Here is a 17,342-nt window from a genome sequence, read left to right on the forward strand (position 1 = left end):
ACGAGACGAAGTCGCGTCTATTGCCCTCTGGTAGTAGACGCGACTTCGGTGTCTGGCTCAGTACGGGCTGTCGCCGGCAATCGTGATGCGCTGCATCACGCGGGTCTCGTCACCGAAGTCGTCGCACGCATAGTGTTGCGTGGAACGATTGTCCCAGAATGCAACTGATCCGGGACGCCAGCTGAACCGGCACTGGTATTCCGGTCGCGAAGCGTGGCTGAACAGCATACGAAGGAGGGCATCACTCTCGCGGGTTTCCATCCCGACAATCCGCGAGGTGAATGGTTCGTTCACATAGAGCACCGATGCTCCCGTATCAGGATTCGTCCGTACCAGAGGATGCTCCACCGGCGGAAACTTCTCCGCCATGGCAGCTTTGTTCTCCGGCGCGATGGTGGGGCCGAAAGATTTGTCGAAGTCATGAACCGCACGAAGCGATTTCAGGGCTTCCTGAATCGATGAGCTCAGACCGGCGAAGGCTGCTTCCATGTCGGCCCACAAGGTATCGCCGCCCATCGGAGGGACTTCGACTGCGCGCAGGATCGAACCGAATGAAGGTTCGGCCCGCCAGCTGACATCCGAGTGCCAGAAATTCTCACCGTAAGGGCTCCTCGAGCGCTGTGCGCGCATGTCCGGCGAACGTCGCAGGATGATCAACTCGGGATGATTCGGGTGCGCACCGATGAAGGGATGCGTTTCGAGATCCCCGAACAGTCGGCCGAACGCGACATGCTCCGCGGGTGTCAGATGGTCTTGTTCGCGGAAGAACAGCACCTTGTGCTCGACCAAGGCTCGGCGTAGCTCCTGAACTGTGGCGGCATCAAGATCGCCGCCGATCTTGATGTTCTGGACCTCTGCGCCGATACGGCTGGTCAACGTCTGGATGTCGATCATGGATCCTCCTGTCGCTGAAAATGGCATCTCGATCACTGGAATGCTCTCGCTGTGCTTATTACAGTCGCGGTTGGAGCGGATGGCCAATGAAAATGATCTATGCATGCCATAGGGTCCGACAATGGGCCGCGCTGACGAAATCTACAGTGGTGCATGATTGTTGAGCTCCCATGGGATTGTGTGGTGGGCACGCTACCTCTACAGTCGGTCACGACAAGCGCTGGCCCGACGGCGGGACAGCCCCTTTACGGAACTACGTGCGCGCGTTCGGTTTCCTGACGGCGTCCTCTCGGGAGTTTCAAGACGCAGATTTTGCGCCACTCAACTCGAATCTGTCCGAATGGGGCGCACGCAACTCTTCTCGAGGGCTTCGGGTATTGCCGCGGATTCGGCGTATGACGTTTACCTCTGAAGTGTGCCTACAGTCTTCGCCTACAGCACCAAGACTGGCGGGTTCGATGCTCTCGAGACGGCTGATTTTCTTGGGAACCGGCGACCTTCGATATGCGGGTAAGGCGAGCGCCTGACGTCCAGGTCGTCTGCAGATCGTCATTGACATGTGGGGCGGGTCACATTAATGTCCAGGCTGTCAGATATGAAGGTCGCGACCCCGATTTCTGTACTCCGAGCGTTGAGTTGAATGTCGTATCCATCTGTAGTCCTGTCTGTATGGAGTGAAGATGCCAATGGGCGGGTTCCGCAAGAGTGGATTCGGTCGTGAGAATGGGGTTGAGGGATTCGAGGAATTCCTGGAGACGAAGGTTATCGGTGCACCTACCGGGAGTTGACAGAAATCTCTCCTCTGGCCGGTGCGGCGAACTGCCATGCCGGCCTCATGTCAGATCTCGGTGGTAGTTCCTAGTCATTAGAGTCCTAATACACTGTGCAAAAACACCTTTGAAGGAGTTTGTCATTCTGGAATCTTCTGCTGTTGACGTACCTGAAATGACTCCCGACTGGTGGGCGGCACGTGAACCAGGCAAGCTCGCGGTGATCGTTCCAGGCGGTGCTTCGCTCACGTACGGTGAACTGGCAGCTAAATCGATTGGGTTGGAACAGGACTGGCGAAGCCGTGGCATAGTGCAGGGTGATCGTATTGCGATTGTCATGGAGAATTGCCCCGACTATCTTGTTGTGGCTATCGCTGCGCTTCGGCTCGGTGTCAGACTTGTTGCTGTGAGCATTCACCTCACTGCGGCGGAGGTCGTCCACGTCATCTGCGATTCCGATGCGAGACTGGTAATTACCAGTCGACGTTACCTCGGGTTGGTAACGGATGCAGTCGCGGTGGCACCGTCCGTCCTCGCGGTGTGTGTTGCCGGCGATGATCTCGGTGACATCGAACCGCTCTATCGCTCTGTCGAAGGTTCCGACAGCTTGTCGGACAGCTCGACTCGGCAGGGAACCTTCATGTTTTATTCGTCGGGGACTACCGGAAAACCGAAAGGCATCCTGCGGGACATGCCTGATGTTACTTTCGCGCAGGGCGATCCGCTGACGTCAACCTTCTCTGCCTCCTGGGGATTCAGTCATGAGTCCATCTGGCTGAATTCTGCTCCGCTCTATCACGCGTATCCATTGCAGAGCTGCACTTCGGTGCTCCGATGGGGCGGCACGTTGGTGCTCACCGAGAAATTCGACGCAGAGCAGACTTTGAAGCTCATCGATGAATACGGCGTGACGCATGTGAGCATGGTTCCGACGATGTTCGTCCGGTTGCTGAGATTGCCGCTCGAGGTCAGGACGAAGTACGACGTCTCCACGGTCAAGCTTGCGATCCACGCAGGCGCGGCCTGCGCGGTGCCAGTCAAGGCGGCCATGATGGATTGGTGGGGTCCCGTATTCTACGAGTTCTATGGGGGCAGCGAGAATATTGGAATGGTCCTGATTACTCCGCAAGAGTGGCTGGAACACCCAGGGTCGGTGGGTAAGCCTGCGCCTGAGACGATTTCGATTCTTGATGACGATCATCGGCCAGTAGTACCGCACGTCCGTGGGACCATCTGGTTTGATCAGGCTCCTCGCTTCAGCTATCACAAATCTCCGGAGAAGACGGCTGGGGTCTTCGACAGCGAAGGACGCGCAACGCTCGGTGACCTCGGATATTTCGACGAAGATGGGTATCTGTACCTGGATGGGCGGCGCACAGATCTGATCATCTCCGGCGGCGTGAATATCTATCCTGCGGAGATTGAATCTCGGTTGGGGGAGCATCCTGCGGTCTTTGACGTGGCTGTCATCGGAATTCCCGATGACGAATACGGTCAGCGGGTCCAGGCGGTAGTGCAACTCGAGAGCGGCTATGTCGGCAACGCCGATCTTGGGCAAGAACTCATTGCGTTCTGCCGGGTAGAACTCGCGTCGTACAAGTGTCCCAAGAATGTTGCGTTCGAGGATGTGCTTCCCCGGACGCCGACTGGAAAGCTGCTCAAACGGGTGTTGATGGATCGAAGCTGGTAGTTCGCGGCAGATCGTTTCCCTTTTCGGAAAGTGCTGCTGACGAGGTTGTTTCGATAGACGTATGAGATCGCAATCAATTGGAGACGGAGGAACCAGTGACTAAGGGAATTGTGCTCGTTCACGGAGGTCAGCACACAGGAAGATGTTGGGAGCCGACGGTCGCGCATCTTATGGAAATGCGCCCCGAAATTTCGGTCTTGCCGGTCCATCTACCAGGCCGTGACGGCAATCCTGCGGACCTGTCGGAAGTGGGGATTGCGGAGTGTGTCCAGTCGGTGGTTTTCGACATCGAACGGGCGAAATTGTCCGAGGTCGTCCTAGTTGCGCACTCCATGGGCGGCGTGACAATTCCGGGAGTTGCGGAAGCTCTAGGTAAAGAGCGTGTTTCACGTTTGGTCTTCATCGCGGCAGCAGTTCCGCCGGATGGGACTTCAATTCTGGAAGACCTGATCGGGGAGCTTCGGGAGACTGTCGGTACGCGAGTCGAAGAACCGTCGGAGCCCGCTCCCTTCCCTCGGGAGATGGTCACCGAATTATTTTGTAACGGCATGACTGAGGATCAGGTGGAGTTCACCATGAGCCAGATGTGCCCTGAAAGTAACCTGTTGGCGACGCAGCGCGTGGACCGCAGTGGGATGCCGCAGTCGATTCCCCGAACGTGGATACTCACTGCCCGCGATCGTGCAGTCACGCCTGAACAACAGCGTCAGCACATCGAAAACCTGGGCGGTGTAGACGATGTCGTCGAAATCGATACGTGTCATGACGTGATGATCAGTGAACCGGAACAGTTGGCGAAGGCTTTGGTCGATTGTCTGTAGTGTCCGCGGCGTGAAATCGTGAAGGCGGAGTGCCGTGGGGCCGTGCTCGTCGGGATCAACTCGATGAGTACGGCCCCACAACTGTTGGTGTGAGCACGGTCAGATCAGGGAATGCCGCCGTCAGAGCGGACGATTGTTCCGGAGGTGTAGCTCGATGCGTCGCTGGCGAGAAATAGTGCGGCCCCGACAATTTCGTGAGGCTTTCCGATGCGCTTGAGGTGCAAGCGTTCTGCCATTTTGTTGGTGTGCTCCATGTCCCACGATGCCGCGATGTCTGTCAAGTACTGACCAGGCATCAGGGTGTTGACACGAACTTCGGGTCCGAGTAGTTCGGCGAACCCTTCGGTCATGGCATTGAGACCGTTTTTCGCTGCGGCGTAGGGGATTATGGATCCCATCGGGCGGAGCGACCCGGTGCTGCTCACGTTGATGACGCTGCCTGAACCTTGTTCTTTCATACGCGTGCCGACAAGTTGTGTTAGGCGGAACGGGCCCTTCAAATTGAGGTTCAGAACGCTGTCGTACATCTTCTCGGTGACGTCGGTGACCTTGTCGTACAGGGGCGACATGCCCGCATTATTGACCAAGATGTCGATCTTGCCGAACTTGGCATAGGCGGCATCAACGAGTCCGGTGACCTCATCCCAGCGACCCATATGGCAGCCGTATGCGAAGCCGTCACGACCAGTGGTCTCTCTGATCTCGGCAACGACTTTCTCGCAGTTTTCGATGTTTCGGCTGGCGACGACTACGTCCGCCCCGGCGCGAGCGAAGGCCAGGCTCATCTCTCGGCCCATGCCGCGGCTGCCTCCCGTGACCAGCGCAACCTTGCCTTCGAGGCTGAAGAGATTGAACGGTGAGAGTACGTCCGTACTGGTGCGATTTAGGTTTTCGTTCATACTGGAAGCCATACATCTCCTCAGAGCAGAATCGGATTACTCAATATGCAGAACACTACATCAGATTCTCAGTCACCGGCAGTGGTCAGTAGGGCGTCGCAGGCTGCTGACAGGCGTACCGCTCGTCAGCGGCAGTCAGCCGCTGACGAGGTCGAGCGGCTCCTTGCCGTTACTCTGGATCTGATCGAAAAATCCGCTCCCGCAATACCTTCGGTTTCGGCGATCGTTGCTGCGGCTGGAATTTCGAATCAGACTCTGTACCGGTCGTTTCCCAGCAAGGACGATTTGATTCTGGCAGTTCTCGAGCAGGGTACTGATCGAGTCGCGAGCAACCTGAAAGAACGTATGGCCGGCGTCGACGATCCGCAGGAGAAGATTCTTGTCTGGACGAGGGGTGTGTTGCGCCAGGTCAGTGATACCGGCGCCGCACAGATCAGTCGATCGGTGCTCGAACATCTCCACAAGGCGGGCTCATCTAGTCAGAACGGCAGCCAGGAAGAGCTTTTGAGGCCGATCACGGCGTTGCTTGTAGAGCCCCTTGTGTCGCTTGGATGCAATGCCGATTTGGACGGTCCGTGCATCGCTGATCTGGTCCTCGGCGCAATGCGACGACACCTGTGGAGTTCTACCGCCCCGACCCGTGACGAGATCGAGTGGATTGGGCGCTTCGCTCTCGGCGGCCTGCACGTTCAGTAACGACGAGTGTGCGGAGCTGTCCATCAGGGTTGACAAATGGTGGCCCGTACTCGAGATTTGAGGTGTCGATTCGGCTGCGTCTCCGATAATTCTCTAATTCCCCATGGGGGAGAGTCATATTCGTCGGTCATTGTGAACGCAAGCGCTGGTGTCCTTTCTGTTGCTCCCTTTATCGGGTTCGCGGCGCGGTCGTAGAGTCGGCGTCCGCTGACAGCTACTCCCGAAAGGTGCACATGTGAATACCGGAATACGAGACATGGCAGGCAAGATCGCCGTCGTCACAGGAGGGGCAGCCGGGATCGGATTTGCGATCGCAGCGGAGCTGATGGATCGAGGCGTGATCGTGGTGATTGCCGATGTGGAGGAGGAGGCGCTGACTGCGGCCGCGGCAGCGCTTGGGGCCACCGGAGTTGTGGCCGATGTGACCAAGGTAGAGGATCTTGTACACCTCGCGGACGAGGTGATCCGTCTGCACGGGCGTCTGGATATTGCGGTGAACAACGCAGGCGTCGCCCGTATCGCACCATTTGACGAGCTGACCATTGATGACTTCCGGTGGGTCTTGGATGTCAATCTGTGGGGCGTCGTTCTGGGAATGAAGGTGTTTCTCCCCCTCATCGAGTCGACGTCGCAGTGCGGCTACATTGTCAATACGGCGTCGATTGCCGGGATGCGTTCTGCCCCAAAGCTTGCGGCCTATGCGGTGTCGAAGTTCGGCGTTGTGGCATTGACCGAAACAGTAGAGCAGGAACTCTCGGCGCGCGCTTCTCAGGTCGGGCTAGGCGTGCTGGTTCCGGCAATGGTTCAGTCGAACATTGCCGCCAGTGAGCGAAATCGGCCAGGTGTGCGGCGGGTGCCAGTTGCTGACGGCAGCAACGGTGCGGGTGCGCAAGTCGGTGCCATGGAGGCGCACGAGGTGGGAGTGATCGTCGCCGACGCGATCGAGCGAGGCGACCTGTACATCGTGACCCATCCGGAGTCTCTCGACTCGATCAAGGCTCGACACCGTCGCATCGAGGATGCGTTCGAACAGGCTGTTCTTCGCTCGGCGCCCACTCTTTGACCAATATCAACACGCTACGTCAGATTACGAGTTGGACGGTCATGATTCGGTCGCTGCGATGACTTGACTCGATCTAATTCAAGTGCGGTTACTGAGACAATTCCTTGACAGCTGTGAGTGACGTCACTAGCGTACAGACTGTCAGATTTGAGTGCGTGGATCAGATAGGAGATAGCAGTGCCGCTTCAGGACCACATGCAGTTGATTTCGGTGGATGACCATCTGATCGAGCCGCCGAACGTCTGGACGGATCGGTTGCCGAAGAAGTTTATCGAGCAGGGTCCGCGGATCATCGAGATGGACATGAGTCAGAGCCACGGCGATGAGGGCTTGTCGGCGCTGCTCCTCGACACCGCTCGGCAAGGTAAAGATGCGTCGACGCAGAAGCTCGCGGAGGTCTGGACTTACGAGGGCCGGATCTACCCGAATATCGGACTCAATGCGGTGGCCGGCAAGAAGCCGCAGGATTACGGGATGGATCCGACGCGGTATTCGGATATGCTTCCGGGCTGCTACGACCCCAAAGCCCGTGTGGCGGATATGGATATTGACGGCGTGCAGGCTGCGTTGTGCTTTCCGTCGTTCCCCCGCTTCGCGGGAACAGTGTTTCTCGAGGCCAAGGACAAGGAGCTTGCTCTTCTGTCGGTGAAGGCGTGGAACGACTTTCATCTCGACGAGTGGGCGGCGTCCAATCCTGATCGGTTCATTCCGTTGATCATCCTGCCGTTGTGGGATCCGCAGGAATCGGCCAAGGAGATCTACCGGTGCGCGGCCAAGGGTGCGAAGGCGATCACGTTCCCGGAGAACACGGTTGGGCTCGGGTTGCCGTCGTTCTACACCGATTTCTGGGATCCGGTTTTCCGTGCGGCCGAGGAAACGAAGATGCCGTTGTGCATGCATTTCGGGTCTTCGGGTAAGGCGCCGATCACGTCCCCGGAAGCTCCGATGGCAGTGATGATCGCGTTGTTCGGTACCAACTCGATGGATGCGACGGCGGATCTGTTGTTCTCGCCGGTGTTCTACAAGTTCCCCAATTTGAAGGTTGCCTTGTCCGAGGGTGGTATCGGGTGGATGCCGTACCTGCTCGAGCGGATCGATCTGACGTGGGAGAAGCATCGTTGGTATCAGAATGTGAACAAGGACGTGCGTCCGTCGGATCTGTTCCGTAAGAACATGCATGGTTGTTTCATCGATGATCTCGAGGGTGTGGCCCGCCGTCATCAGATCGGTATCGACAACATCATGTGGGAGTGCGATTACCCGCATTCGGATTCGAACTGGCCGAACAGTCGGCGGTATACGGAGAAGTTGCTTGCGGATGTGCCGGATGAGGAAGCGCACAAGATTGTGGAGTTGAATGCTCGGGCGTTGTACAACTTCCCGCGCACCAATTGAAGTGATGGGACCGAATCATGTCACATGAGAAGGACATTGACGCAGCGGACTGGACCGATCAGGATCTGCTGACTCGCGACGAGGCTAGTGACCGACTGGTGGATGAAATCGCGCTCACCCGAAATCGCCTGGTGGAGCTGAAGGCTCAATCACAGGATGACCCGACCGTCGCGGCGTCGATGATGATGGTGAACCGCAGATTGGTGGCAATGGAAAACCTACGAGATTCGCTGTAGGTCATGTCAGGGGCCGCTTCGGGACGACGACCGAGGCGGCCCTTCGTTGTACTCGTGTATTTCAACACCGGTAAGACAGTCATTTCTGAGGACGGCGAGGAGCTGTTATGGGCACACGGCTGGATGGCAAGGTTGTACTGATCTCCGGATCGACGCGTGGTATCGGACGCTCATTGGCCGAGCACTTTGCATCGGAGGGCGCGAAGGTAGCGGTTACGGGACGCACCGCGGAGCGCGGCGAGAAAGTGGTCGCTCGTATACGTGAGGCGGGCGGCGAGGCGGAGTTCTTTCCCCTCGACGTGACCTCGGAAGACAGTGTTCGAGGGGTGGTCTCGTCGACGGTCGAACATTTCGGAGGTTTGACCACGCTGGTGAACAATGCTGCGCCCACCGATGCTGTGGCGACTACGATCAAACCGATACATGAGTACTCCAACGAGGAATGGCAGCGAATCCTCACCGGAACAGTCACAGGAAACGTGTTTTGGGCATCGAAATACGCATGGCCACACCTTGTTTCGGCCGTGGGCGCATCAATTCTCAATATTTCTTCCGGGCAGTCTGTGGCCGGCTTCAAGGGTTTTGGTGCCTACGGCGCAGCGAAGGCTGCGGTCAACAGCTTGACCCGTTCGCTCGCAGTCGAAGGCAGTGACGACGGCATTCGCGCCAATTGCATCCTGGTTGGCAGAGTCGTTGCCTCGAAGGGCGACTCCGGACACCATACGGGTGGCGGCAGGTTGACCCGGATCGGGAACCCGATGGATATTGCTTATGCCGCAACGTGGTTGGTATCCGACGAGGCGGCATTCGCCACCGGCTCGATGGTCACCGTTGACGGTGGATTCTCGATTAATGGTGACGCCGCTTCCGATGCCGAAAGTTCCGCGGCGGCTGGGTCTTAGCGAGTCAGTCCGGCAGTCGGCGGACGATGTCGGCAGCCGGACTGATTCTGGTCAGTATCGTGAGGAGATTCGACACCATGAACTGGTGGGATTCCTCGGACGCGCCGGCAGTGCAATCCTCTGCCAGGATGACGGAGTAGCCGCGATTGACGGCTTCGATAGCCAGTCCAGGTATCGCGACATTTGTTGACACACCGGCTAATACGATGGTATCGACCTTCTGTAGGCGGAGCATAGCGTCCAGGTCGGTTCCGTAGAATGCGGTGATTCCGGTGCTGCGACTGCTGACTATGTCTTCCGGTTCCGGTCCAAGTTCCTCGGGGATTTCCACATCCGGTGTCCCGGCGGTCATCCCGCGTTGGCGCAGAGCCATGGTGCCTAGGTAGGAATTTGGCAGCATTCCCTTCTGATCGGCGCGATGCTCGATGATGCAATGAACAACGGGTAGTCCTCGTACGCGGAAGGCGCGGGCGAGTTCCGCGGTGCGTGAGATGATTCCGCGCGCCGCAGCATGGTCCGCGAGTCCCTTCGAGACGGACCGTTCGGGCTCCAGGATTCCCCGTTGGCATTCGCTTATAACGAGCGCTGGCGCCGGGTATGTCCCCTGGGGTGCTGTTGACGGTGTGGATGCGAGGGTCATCGACTCTCCAATCAGTGGGTGCTGTCCGGTGTCCGGTCCGCCAAGTGACGAGGTAGCCAGTTTTGCCACCAGCGGCAGGATGCCTCATTGATAAGTTTCCAGTTCACTATGGTTGTCAAATAGTGACACTGATGCCAGAATTGCGCTAGAGGGTAGCCGGTGTCCGAGCATCTTTTTGTACGTATCTCGCCGGTGGACCGAGCTGGTGCATGCGCCAGTTGCCCATTTCCATCTCGAAGAATTGAGGCAGTACCCATGATCGAAGCCGATGAGATCGCATCCACGCCGTTGAATGACCTCACCTGGTGGCAGGACAGCGCTCACGAGCGTGACGATGTGTTCGCGGCACTGCGTCGAGACAGCCCGCGACTTTTTGTTCGACTGGGCGGTCCGGACGAGAATGTCGCAAAGGGCTTCTGGGCGCTCACGAGCCACGCGGACATTACCGAGGTGAGCCGTAGACCTGAGGATTTCTGCTCGGGCGAGGGCACGCAGATCTTCGATCAGCCGCAGAAGCTGCGTGAGTATCGTGGATCGATCATCGACATGGATAACCCTGAACATGCTCGCATGCGGAAGATCGTTTCGCGCGGGTTCACGAGCAAGAGTCTCGAGGGTCTGCGTGACGAGGTGGAAGCCACAGTGCGGGAGATCCTTGATGAGATGCCTGATTCGGGGGAGTGTGACTTTGTCAGCGACTTCGCGGCGTTGTTGCCCCTGCGGATCATCGACAATCTCCTCGGTATCCCTCGTGAACACGAGAAGTTCATCTTGGAGGCAACCAATACCATTCTCGGTGCCACTGATGCCGAATACATTGCGGACCAGACTGCGTCGGGAATTGGGAAGGCAGTCACCGCTGCCAGCGAGGGGCTGATCACCTTGTTGCGCACGCTGTCCGAAGAACGGATTGCTGCGCCGAAGGACGACCTGATCACCAAACTCGTTGCTGCGGAGGGTGAAAATCTGACGCCTCAGGAGATGGCAAAGTTTTTCATATTGCTCGTCGGTGCCGGCAACGAGACGACGCGCAATGTCATCACGCATGGGCTTTTGGTGCTGAGTCAGAATCCCGAACAGCGCGACAGGTGGATCGCTGATTACGACGATTACGCAGGGTCTGCGATCGAGGAACTCTTGAGGTGGGCGAGTCCGGTCGTGCACATGCGTCGGACTGTTACTCGTGACGGGGTGCGCTTGGGGGACCAGGAATTCTCCAAGGGCGACAAGGTTGTTCTGTGGTACAACTCCGCAAATCGCGACGAGTCCGTATTCACGGATCCTTACGTGTTCGACATCGAGCGGGACCCCAATCCGCACCTGGCTTTCGGCGCACCAGGTCCGCATTTCTGCCTTGGCGCGCATTTGGCTCGACTGGAACTGAATGTCGCCTTCCGGGAACTGTTCCTCCGATTCCCGGACATCCGGGCTGTGGGCGAACCGGAGGTGCTTCGTTCGAACTTCCTCAATGGAATCAAGCATTTGCGTGCAACTTACACAGTAAAGTGACAGTATTGTCAGATGAAGTGGGAGCGAATGAGGCCGACCATGTCGGATCCTCGAGGAGGTTTCAGTGACTGAAACGATTGCCGAGTCGGATCTTGGTGCACCCGTCCTGTGTCATGTGCATGAGGGTGTCATGACAATTACGTTGAACAGGCCCGATGCAGCCAATGCGATACGGCCCGACGACCGCAATGAGTTGATCCGACTTTTTGCGGATGCGGACATAAATCCAGAGATTCGAGTAGTCGTGTTGCGGGCCAACGGTCGGCACTTTTGCGGCGGCGCTGATGTTGTGAAGCTCGCGGACGGGCATGTGAAGAACGTCAAACGCGTCACGGCCCCCATGCGCACGATCATGACCGGCGCGCAGAGACTCGTTGCGTCAGTGCTTGATTGCGGAAAACCCGTCGTCACCGTCGTGCAGGGAGCTGCTGCTGGTATCGGCGCGCACCTCGCCTACGCTTCTGATCTCGTCATCGCGACGGATAAGGCCTACTTCTCCGAATCCTTCGTCAAGCGAGGGTTGGTCGTAGACGGCGGCGGCGCCTACCTGCTGCCGCGTCGTATCGGAATGCAGAAGGCCAAGGAAATGGCGTTCTTCGGCGAAAAGCTATCGGCCGGTGAGGCGCTCACTCTCGGTCTGGTAAATCGTGTGGTTGAGGTGGACGAACTCGACAAGACGGTCGACGATTTTGTCAGCCGTCTCGCAACGGCGCCCACCAGTTCCATCGCGTTGACCAAGAGATTGTTCAATGATTCCCCGGACGCCGATCGTTCGAGTGCGTTTGTGGCGGAGGCCATGGCACAGGAAATTCAGTCCTACTCCCAGGACGCAAAAGAAGGGGTGGCTGCCTTCGTTTCGAAGCGCACCCCCTCATACGTGGGTTGGTGAATATCGATGAGTGACAAGACAGCACAGAAATCTCAACCAGAAAAGCCTCGCGCGGATGTTCCGACGATCGAAGACGCGAGTCGACCGTATTGGGACGCCGCGCGAGCTGGCAAGCTGTTGATCGCAAAATGTAACGCCTGCAAGAATGTTCATCACTACCCGCGGCCGTTCTGTCCGTCGTGCTGGAGTGAAGACGTGGAGGCGGTGGAGGCGAGCGGTCGCGGAACGCTGTACACGTATTCGACGGTGTATGTGAATGATCTGCATCCGTTCAAGACTCGACTTCCCTACATGGCGGCGATGGTCGAATTGGACGAGGGCCCCCGATTGATGACGAACATCGAGGGTTGCGAACCGTCTGATCTCCACGTCGGCATGCCCGTGCAGGTCGATTTTCGGGCGATTACAGATGACATTGACGCTACCGTTTTCAGGCCGATCAGCACGTAGGCCCTTCGGACAGCAGACAATTATCGGCCGTTGAAACACAAGGCCGTTGAAACCTTAGGAGATCAATAGTATGAGTGGATTGCTCGACGGGAAAGTTGCACTGGTCACGGGGGCCGGACACGGTATCGGGCGTGGCCACGCCCTGGAACTCGCGAAGCACGGTGCCACCGTCATCGTCAACGACCTCGGTACGTCCATCGACGGTGAAGGTACGGGCAAGGTCGCGGACGAGGTCGTTCAGATCATCAAGGATCGTGGTGGCAAGGCGATTTCAGACTTCAGCGATGTGGGCGATGAAGCGCAGGTCGATCAGTTGGTCGAACGCGCCTACGCAGAACTGGGCCGTTTGGACATCGTGGTCAACAACGCGGGCATCGTTCGTGACCGAGCCATTTGGAATATGAGTGCAGACGACTTCGATCTTGTGATGCGCGTTCATGTGCGCGGAAGTTGGCTCACCAGTCGTGCTGCGGCTCGCAAGTGGCGCGACGAATCCAAGGCGTCCGGCTCCAAGGTCTACGGCCGCATCATCAATACAACTTCTGGCGCAGGACTTCTCGGTCACTTCGGACAGACCAACTACGGTGCGGCGAAGGCCGCCATCGTGGGTCTGACCCAGACTCTGAGCCTCGAGCTCGCTGGAATCGGCGCAACCGTCAATGCCATCAGCCCCGGCGGGCGTACCCGCATGTCGGCCACCATGGCCGGCGGCCAGGCTCCGATCGAGCCGGACCAGCAATCCGAGGACGAGTTCGACCCCAAGGACCCGTCACTAGGATCTCCCGTGGTGGCCTGGCTGGCCAGCCCGGAGGCTGGGCACGTCAGCGGCCAGGTCATCAAGGCACTCGGCGAAAACATTCAGTGGTTGCAGGGTTGGGCCCCTGTCTCCACCGTCTCGAACGGCGGAAAGCGTTGGGATGCCAACAAGCTCGGAGCCATCATGGGAACCGATGTGTTCGGTACGAGGGCCGCCGGTTTGCGGATGGGCGGCTAGAGCGCCGCAAGTGTGAACAACGCCGTGTCAACAAGGTTGTCCGACCTCGGGATCCGATGAAGGATCCGAGGTCGCGACGGCTTCGGACGCAAACTCGGTGAGTGCGGAGGATTCTATGAACCACAGGACCGACGGCAATCGATTCGTTGGCAAAGTTGTTTTGGTCACCGGGGCCGCACAGGGTTTCGGGCGTGCGTTCGCTGAGGCATATCATGCTGAAGGCGCCGACGTGGTGCTCGCAGACCTGGATATCGACGCCGCGACGAAGGCGCAGAATGCGATGAGGAACCGGACGGATGCTCCTCGGCATGGTTCGAGATACTCCGGGGCGTTGGCGCTGTATTGCGACGTCGCCTCCGAACGTGACGTGAAGGCGGCTGTTGCCGAGACTCTTGAACGTTTCGGAAGATTGGACATCCTTGTCAACAATGCGGGTTTGCACCTGACCAAGTACAATCTGCCGTTCAGTGCCCTCGGCAGCGACGATCTGCGAGCGTTGTTCGACGTCAATGTGATGGGGGTAGTGAACTGCTCGCTCGCGGCGGCACCGGCGATGGCAGCGTCAGGGGGCGGTGTCATCGTCAATATTTCGTCGATCGGCGGTTATCTCAGCACGACTCCCTATGGTGTGTCCAAGCTCGCGGTACGTGGACTGACGGTGGCGCTGGCAGGTGAATTTGCTTCGATCAAGGTCCGAGTCAACGCCATTGCGCCAGGGTTGATGGCAACAGAGAGTGCGCTCGAGGATCTGCCGTCGGCGATGGTGGACGACTTCGTGAACAACAAGCAATTGGTGCACCGCCTCGGAAAGGTCGAGGACATTGTGTCGATGCTGATGTTCTTGAGTTCGGACGAAGCTACGTTCGTCACTGGTGAGACAGTGCGGGTGTCGGGTGGATATCCGCTGGGAATGTGAAGAGAGTGGGACAGTGTATGACGCGGACTCCGCACGTAGATGTTCCTCTAGCCGCGACGGCGAATCACCGTTTGGATAAAACGGTGGAGGTGAATGGCATACCTATCCGATATCGGGTAAGCGGACAGGGCGAACGTGACCTGATCCTGGTACACGGACACCTTGCACATCACCTGTGGTGGCACGCGATTCTGCCTGCCTTGGAACCGCATTGGCGCGTCATTCAGTTGGACCTCAGCGGTCACGGCGACAGTGGACATCGCGGCTACTACGACATTGAGCAATGGGCAGATGAAGTGATCGCCGTACTCGAGGCAGTCGGTTCGGACAGAGCGGTAGTGGCCGGGCACAGTCTGGGGGGAAGTGTTGCCATTGCAACGGCAGCGCGCCGTGCGGACTTGGCCGCCGGATTGATCGTCATCGATACATACGTGGTCGGCCCTGGTATCGAACGCCCGCATATTCGAACAGGAGCAGCACCCGTCTACTCGACCAGGCAGGAAGGTTTGTCGCGGTTCCGTCTGGTTCCACCGCAGCCAGGTCCGTCTACGGAATTGCTGGCACTGATTGCCGAGAATTCACTTCGAGAGGTCGAAGGGGGGTGGACCTGGAAATTCGACAGAGCTTCCCCATTGAATGTCGACGATGATCTCATCGGTGAACACATCGCGAAGTTGAACGTGCCGACCTGCTTCATCTATGGAACGCAGAGCGGAGTCGTGAATCCGGAAGTGATCGAATGTGCAAGGGCCGCTTTCCCGATAGGCACTCAAATGGTCGGCATTGCCGACGCCCATCACCATTTAGTACTCGATCATGCGGAACCGTGTGCCCGGTTGATAGACGAGCATGCTGGAAAGATGTTTGTGAACAGTCGATCTCGTATTCCCGTAGGCGAGTAGCCTGACTCGAGTGTCCGAACAATTGGCGTCAGGCAAGGAGTCTCAGCATGACTGAAAACCCTTTGGTTGCTCCCCGTGGTATCCGGGACCCTTCGCGAATCACACCCGAGCAGCCGCGACGGTCCGTGCGGCGCACCACATCCATGGATATTCTCAGGCCGGACGGGCCGCAAGGCGTGCTTCGGTTGCGAGGTGCCGCACGTGATCTGGGTATTCGAAGTGACGGCTCGCCAGTGCAATTCAACGTGTCCCAGGTCGACGTCGAGATAGACTTTGCGCAAGGTTGGACCGTCACCGAAGTTGAGAGTTCGCCGTCCGTCCCGGCCCTGCAGGAACTCCGGGGGAGTCGGGCATCTTCGGGATTTCGCAGGTCGATGAAAAAAACTCTACCCGAAGGTGATTCAGGCTCTCTTCTCCATCGACTTCTTGACGATGTGCCGGTTGCTGCCGTTATCTCGGGATACGCGCTGATGCAGGAAGTTTCGCCCGCTCTGTTGTTGGAACTCAGTGGGACCGGCGGGAAGGGGCGCCAAGATTCGCGAACAGACTACTGTGCCGGTTACGTTTCGGGAGGCACGATGATGACTGGGGTCGTGAGGGACGGTGTGCCGCCGCGACTGTCCGGTCCGAAGGCTCCGGAACTGGTTCGGCACTCTTCCTCCGGTGCATGGCATTTCATGGAAGCACTCCCGATGCGTTCCATGCGCAGGTTGCGCAGAATTGACGTTTCCGGGGAGGACGAACTGTTGGTCGACGCCATGTTCCGAGACAGCTACGTCGACGCTTCCGGGCTGGAAACTGTGGTCCACGAATACCACGTAGATCTTCGTGTGCGGGCAGACTCGCTGGAGATCGAGAAGCTCGAGGTGACGCCGCACGTCCTGCCTTGGACGGAATGTCCAGGCGCTATCGCAGGTGCTCAGAGACTTGTCGGCAGAACGGTCAGAGAGATCGATGCTGCGGTGGGTGGCGAGTTCCATGGTATCTCGTCATGTACGCACCTCAATGATCTCTTGCGTTCGATTGCCGATGTGGAACAGCTTTCTCGTCATCTGAAAACCATTGAAACTAGCGAAAGGGAATGTCATTGAACACATTTGATCGGGAAGAGGTAGAGCAGGCGTTCCGGCGCTACATCACTGTCGGCTTGCTTCACGAGGATTGGGTGGGCTTCGCAGAACTGTTCACCGAGGACGGCGAGTATCGCGATCACTTCTACGGAACGTTCACCGGACCCGTCGAGATCGGTCGGTACCTCGAAGGGACCATGGGTGCTGCACCTGCCGTGTACAACCCGCTTGTCTGGTACACGATTGATGGAAATCGTGTCGTCTACAAGATTTTGAACCGAGTAGACAACCCCGAACCAGGTGCACCGCCGATCGACTTCGAGTCGCTGCAGATCATCACGTATGCCGGGGGCGGAAAGTGGTCCGCGCAGGAGGACTGGTGGGTGATGTACGAGATGAAGCAATTCGGGGCCGCCGTTGCAGAAGCGTCGCGGAAGTTCCCGCAGCCCGAGACTGCTGAGCTCAGCCGAAAAGACTGGGGCCCGTGGGTTGACTGGGCACGGCCGGAGGACGGGCACATTGCATGCCCGTCCTGGATGACGCGAGATAATTTTGTGCCGATCCGGAGCCGCGCTGACATCGATTTCCGCGTTCGAAACACCTGAC

General features: G+C 58.0%; 18 protein-coding genes and 1 pseudogene. 16 read left to right on the forward strand and 3 right to left on the reverse strand.

The window, feature by feature from the left end; genetic code table 11:
• Nucleotides 1-57: 57 nt before the first annotated feature.
• A complete protein-coding gene (locus RG2_RS19275; protein ID WP_033237310.1) occupies nt 58-894 on the reverse strand; it encodes a TauD/TfdA dioxygenase family protein in 837 nt (278 codons plus the stop codon).
• 680 nt (nt 895-1,574) lie between these two features.
• On the opposite strand from RG2_RS19275, the pseudogene RG2_RS31570 reads away from it, so the two are divergent.
• From RG2_RS31570 to RG2_RS19290, 3 genes and pseudogenes are all read left to right on the forward strand, one after another.
• Nucleotides 1,575-1,682 (forward strand): annotated as a pseudogene (locus tag RG2_RS31570) (aldehyde dehydrogenase family protein); the annotation flags it as partial.
• A gap of 157 nt (nt 1,683-1,839) precedes the next feature.
• Nucleotides 1,840-3,354 (forward strand): AMP-binding protein, encoded by a 1,515-nt coding sequence (locus RG2_RS19285; RefSeq protein ID WP_116538767.1) that lies wholly within the window; start codon nt 1,840-1,842, stop codon nt 3,352-3,354.
• Between the two features lie 110 nt (nt 3,355-3,464).
• A complete protein-coding gene (locus tag RG2_RS19290; RefSeq protein WP_255285232.1) occupies nt 3,465-4,175 on the forward strand; it encodes an alpha/beta fold hydrolase in 711 nt (236 codons plus the stop codon).
• A 104-nt stretch (nt 4,176-4,279) separates the two neighbouring features.
• Here the strand turns inward: RG2_RS19290 and RG2_RS19295 are convergent, their stop codons facing one another.
• Nucleotides 4,280-5,074, reverse strand: a complete 795-nt coding sequence (locus RG2_RS19295; RefSeq protein ID WP_033237294.1) for an SDR family NAD(P)-dependent oxidoreductase — start codon at nt 5,072-5,074, stop codon at nt 4,280-4,282.
• Nucleotides 5,075-5,119: 45 nt separating this feature from the next.
• Between RG2_RS19295 and RG2_RS19300 the strand changes: the two genes are divergently transcribed.
• From RG2_RS19300 to RG2_RS19320, 5 genes are all read left to right on the forward strand, one after another.
• Complete coding sequence (locus tag RG2_RS19300) at nt 5,120-5,770, forward strand: TetR/AcrR family transcriptional regulator (RefSeq protein ID WP_033237293.1); 651 nt, start codon at nt 5,120-5,122, stop codon at nt 5,768-5,770.
• Between the two features lie 235 nt (nt 5,771-6,005).
• Nucleotides 6,006-6,833, forward strand: coding sequence for an SDR family NAD(P)-dependent oxidoreductase (locus RG2_RS19305; protein ID WP_230590486.1), 828 nt, complete (start codon nt 6,006-6,008; stop codon nt 6,831-6,833).
• A gap of 177 nt (nt 6,834-7,010) precedes the next feature.
• On the forward strand, nt 7,011-8,228 hold the full coding sequence (locus RG2_RS19310; RefSeq protein WP_072782633.1) for an amidohydrolase family protein: 1,218 nt from the start codon (nt 7,011-7,013) through the stop codon (nt 8,226-8,228).
• A 17-nt stretch (nt 8,229-8,245) separates the two neighbouring features.
• Complete coding sequence (locus tag RG2_RS19315; protein ID WP_033234595.1) at nt 8,246-8,464, forward strand: hypothetical protein; 219 nt, start codon at nt 8,246-8,248, stop codon at nt 8,462-8,464.
• Between the two features lie 107 nt (nt 8,465-8,571).
• Nucleotides 8,572-9,366 (forward strand): SDR family NAD(P)-dependent oxidoreductase, encoded by a 795-nt coding sequence (locus RG2_RS19320; protein ID WP_033234594.1) that lies wholly within the window; start codon nt 8,572-8,574, stop codon nt 9,364-9,366.
• Between the two features lie 4 nt (nt 9,367-9,370).
• Here the strand turns inward: RG2_RS19320 and RG2_RS19325 are convergent, their stop codons facing one another.
• Complete coding sequence (locus RG2_RS19325; protein ID WP_051730529.1) at nt 9,371-10,006, reverse strand: cysteine hydrolase family protein; 636 nt, start codon at nt 10,004-10,006, stop codon at nt 9,371-9,373.
• A gap of 255 nt (nt 10,007-10,261) precedes the next feature.
• Between RG2_RS19325 and RG2_RS19330 the strand changes: the two genes are divergently transcribed.
• The 8 genes from RG2_RS19330 (at nt 10,262) to RG2_RS19365 (ending at nt 17,341) form a co-directional block, all read left to right on the forward strand.
• Nucleotides 10,262-11,515 carry a cytochrome P450 gene (locus RG2_RS19330; RefSeq protein ID WP_033234593.1) on the forward strand — a complete coding sequence of 418 codons (1,254 nt, stop codon included), beginning with the start codon at nt 10,262-10,264 and terminating at the stop codon, nt 11,513-11,515.
• 64 nt (nt 11,516-11,579) lie between these two features.
• Nucleotides 11,580-12,404, forward strand: a complete 825-nt coding sequence (locus RG2_RS19335) for an enoyl-CoA hydratase/isomerase family protein (RefSeq protein ID WP_174557371.1) — start codon at nt 11,580-11,582, stop codon at nt 12,402-12,404.
• 6 nt (nt 12,405-12,410) lie between these two features.
• Complete coding sequence (locus RG2_RS19340; RefSeq protein ID WP_051730518.1) at nt 12,411-12,854, forward strand: Zn-ribbon domain-containing OB-fold protein; 444 nt, start codon at nt 12,411-12,413, stop codon at nt 12,852-12,854.
• Between the two features lie 70 nt (nt 12,855-12,924).
• Nucleotides 12,925-13,848: an SDR family NAD(P)-dependent oxidoreductase gene (locus RG2_RS19345; protein WP_033234592.1), complete on the forward strand. Its 924-nt coding sequence runs from the start codon at nt 12,925-12,927 to the stop codon at nt 13,846-13,848.
• Nucleotides 13,849-13,963: 115 nt separating this feature from the next.
• Nucleotides 13,964-14,764, forward strand: coding sequence for an SDR family NAD(P)-dependent oxidoreductase (locus RG2_RS19350; RefSeq protein ID WP_033234591.1), 801 nt, complete (start codon nt 13,964-13,966; stop codon nt 14,762-14,764).
• Nucleotides 14,765-14,853: 89 nt separating this feature from the next.
• Nucleotides 14,854-15,666 (forward strand): alpha/beta fold hydrolase, encoded by an 813-nt coding sequence (locus RG2_RS19355; protein WP_165826312.1) that lies wholly within the window; start codon nt 14,854-14,856, stop codon nt 15,664-15,666.
• A gap of 578 nt (nt 15,667-16,244) precedes the next feature.
• The gene (locus RG2_RS32365) at nt 16,245-16,757 is read left to right on the forward strand and encodes a DUF2889 domain-containing protein (protein WP_230590157.1); all 513 of its coding nucleotides are present in this window, start codon (nt 16,245-16,247) and stop codon (nt 16,755-16,757) included.
• Nucleotides 16,748-17,341 (forward strand): nuclear transport factor 2 family protein, encoded by a 594-nt coding sequence (locus RG2_RS19365; protein ID WP_033234589.1) that lies wholly within the window; start codon nt 16,748-16,750, stop codon nt 17,339-17,341. Before RG2_RS32365 ends, RG2_RS19365 begins: the two co-directional genes overlap by 10 nt.
• Nucleotide 17,342: the final 1 nt, after the last annotated feature.

The sequence above is a fragment of the Rhodococcus globerulus NBRC 14531 genome, assembly GCF_001894805.1.
Taxonomy (GTDB): Bacteria; Actinomycetota; Actinomycetes; order Mycobacteriales; family Mycobacteriaceae; genus Rhodococcus_F; species Rhodococcus_F globerula.

Coding starts and splice junctions, on each gene's coding strand:
- RG2_RS19275 (WP_033237310.1), bottom strand. CDS start 894: ATGATCGACATCCAGACGTTGACCAGCCGTATCGGCGCAGAGGTCCAG.
- RG2_RS19285 (WP_116538767.1), top strand. CDS start 1,840: ATGACTCCCGACTGGTGGGCGGCACGTGAACCAGGCAAGCTCGCGGTG.
- RG2_RS19295 (WP_033237294.1), bottom strand. CDS start 5,074: ATGAACGAAAACCTAAATCGCACCAGTACGGACGTACTCTCACCGTTC.
- RG2_RS19300 (WP_033237293.1), top strand. CDS start 5,120: ATGCAGAACACTACATCAGATTCTCAGTCACCGGCAGTGGTCAGTAGG.
- RG2_RS19315 (WP_033234595.1), top strand. CDS start 8,246: ATGTCACATGAGAAGGACATTGACGCAGCGGACTGGACCGATCAGGAT.
- RG2_RS19320 (WP_033234594.1), top strand. CDS start 8,572: ATGGGCACACGGCTGGATGGCAAGGTTGTACTGATCTCCGGATCGACG.
- RG2_RS19325 (WP_051730529.1), bottom strand. CDS start 10,006: ATGACCCTCGCATCCACACCGTCAACAGCACCCCAGGGGACATACCCG.
- RG2_RS19330 (WP_033234593.1), top strand. CDS start 10,262: ATGATCGAAGCCGATGAGATCGCATCCACGCCGTTGAATGACCTCACC.
- RG2_RS19340 (WP_051730518.1), top strand. CDS start 12,411: ATGAGTGACAAGACAGCACAGAAATCTCAACCAGAAAAGCCTCGCGCG.
- RG2_RS19345 (WP_033234592.1), top strand. CDS start 12,925: ATGAGTGGATTGCTCGACGGGAAAGTTGCACTGGTCACGGGGGCCGGA.
- RG2_RS19350 (WP_033234591.1), top strand. CDS start 13,964: ATGAACCACAGGACCGACGGCAATCGATTCGTTGGCAAAGTTGTTTTG.
- RG2_RS32365 (WP_230590157.1), top strand. CDS start 16,245: ATGATGACTGGGGTCGTGAGGGACGGTGTGCCGCCGCGACTGTCCGGT.
- RG2_RS19365 (WP_033234589.1), top strand. CDS start 16,748: ATGTCATTGAACACATTTGATCGGGAAGAGGTAGAGCAGGCGTTCCGG.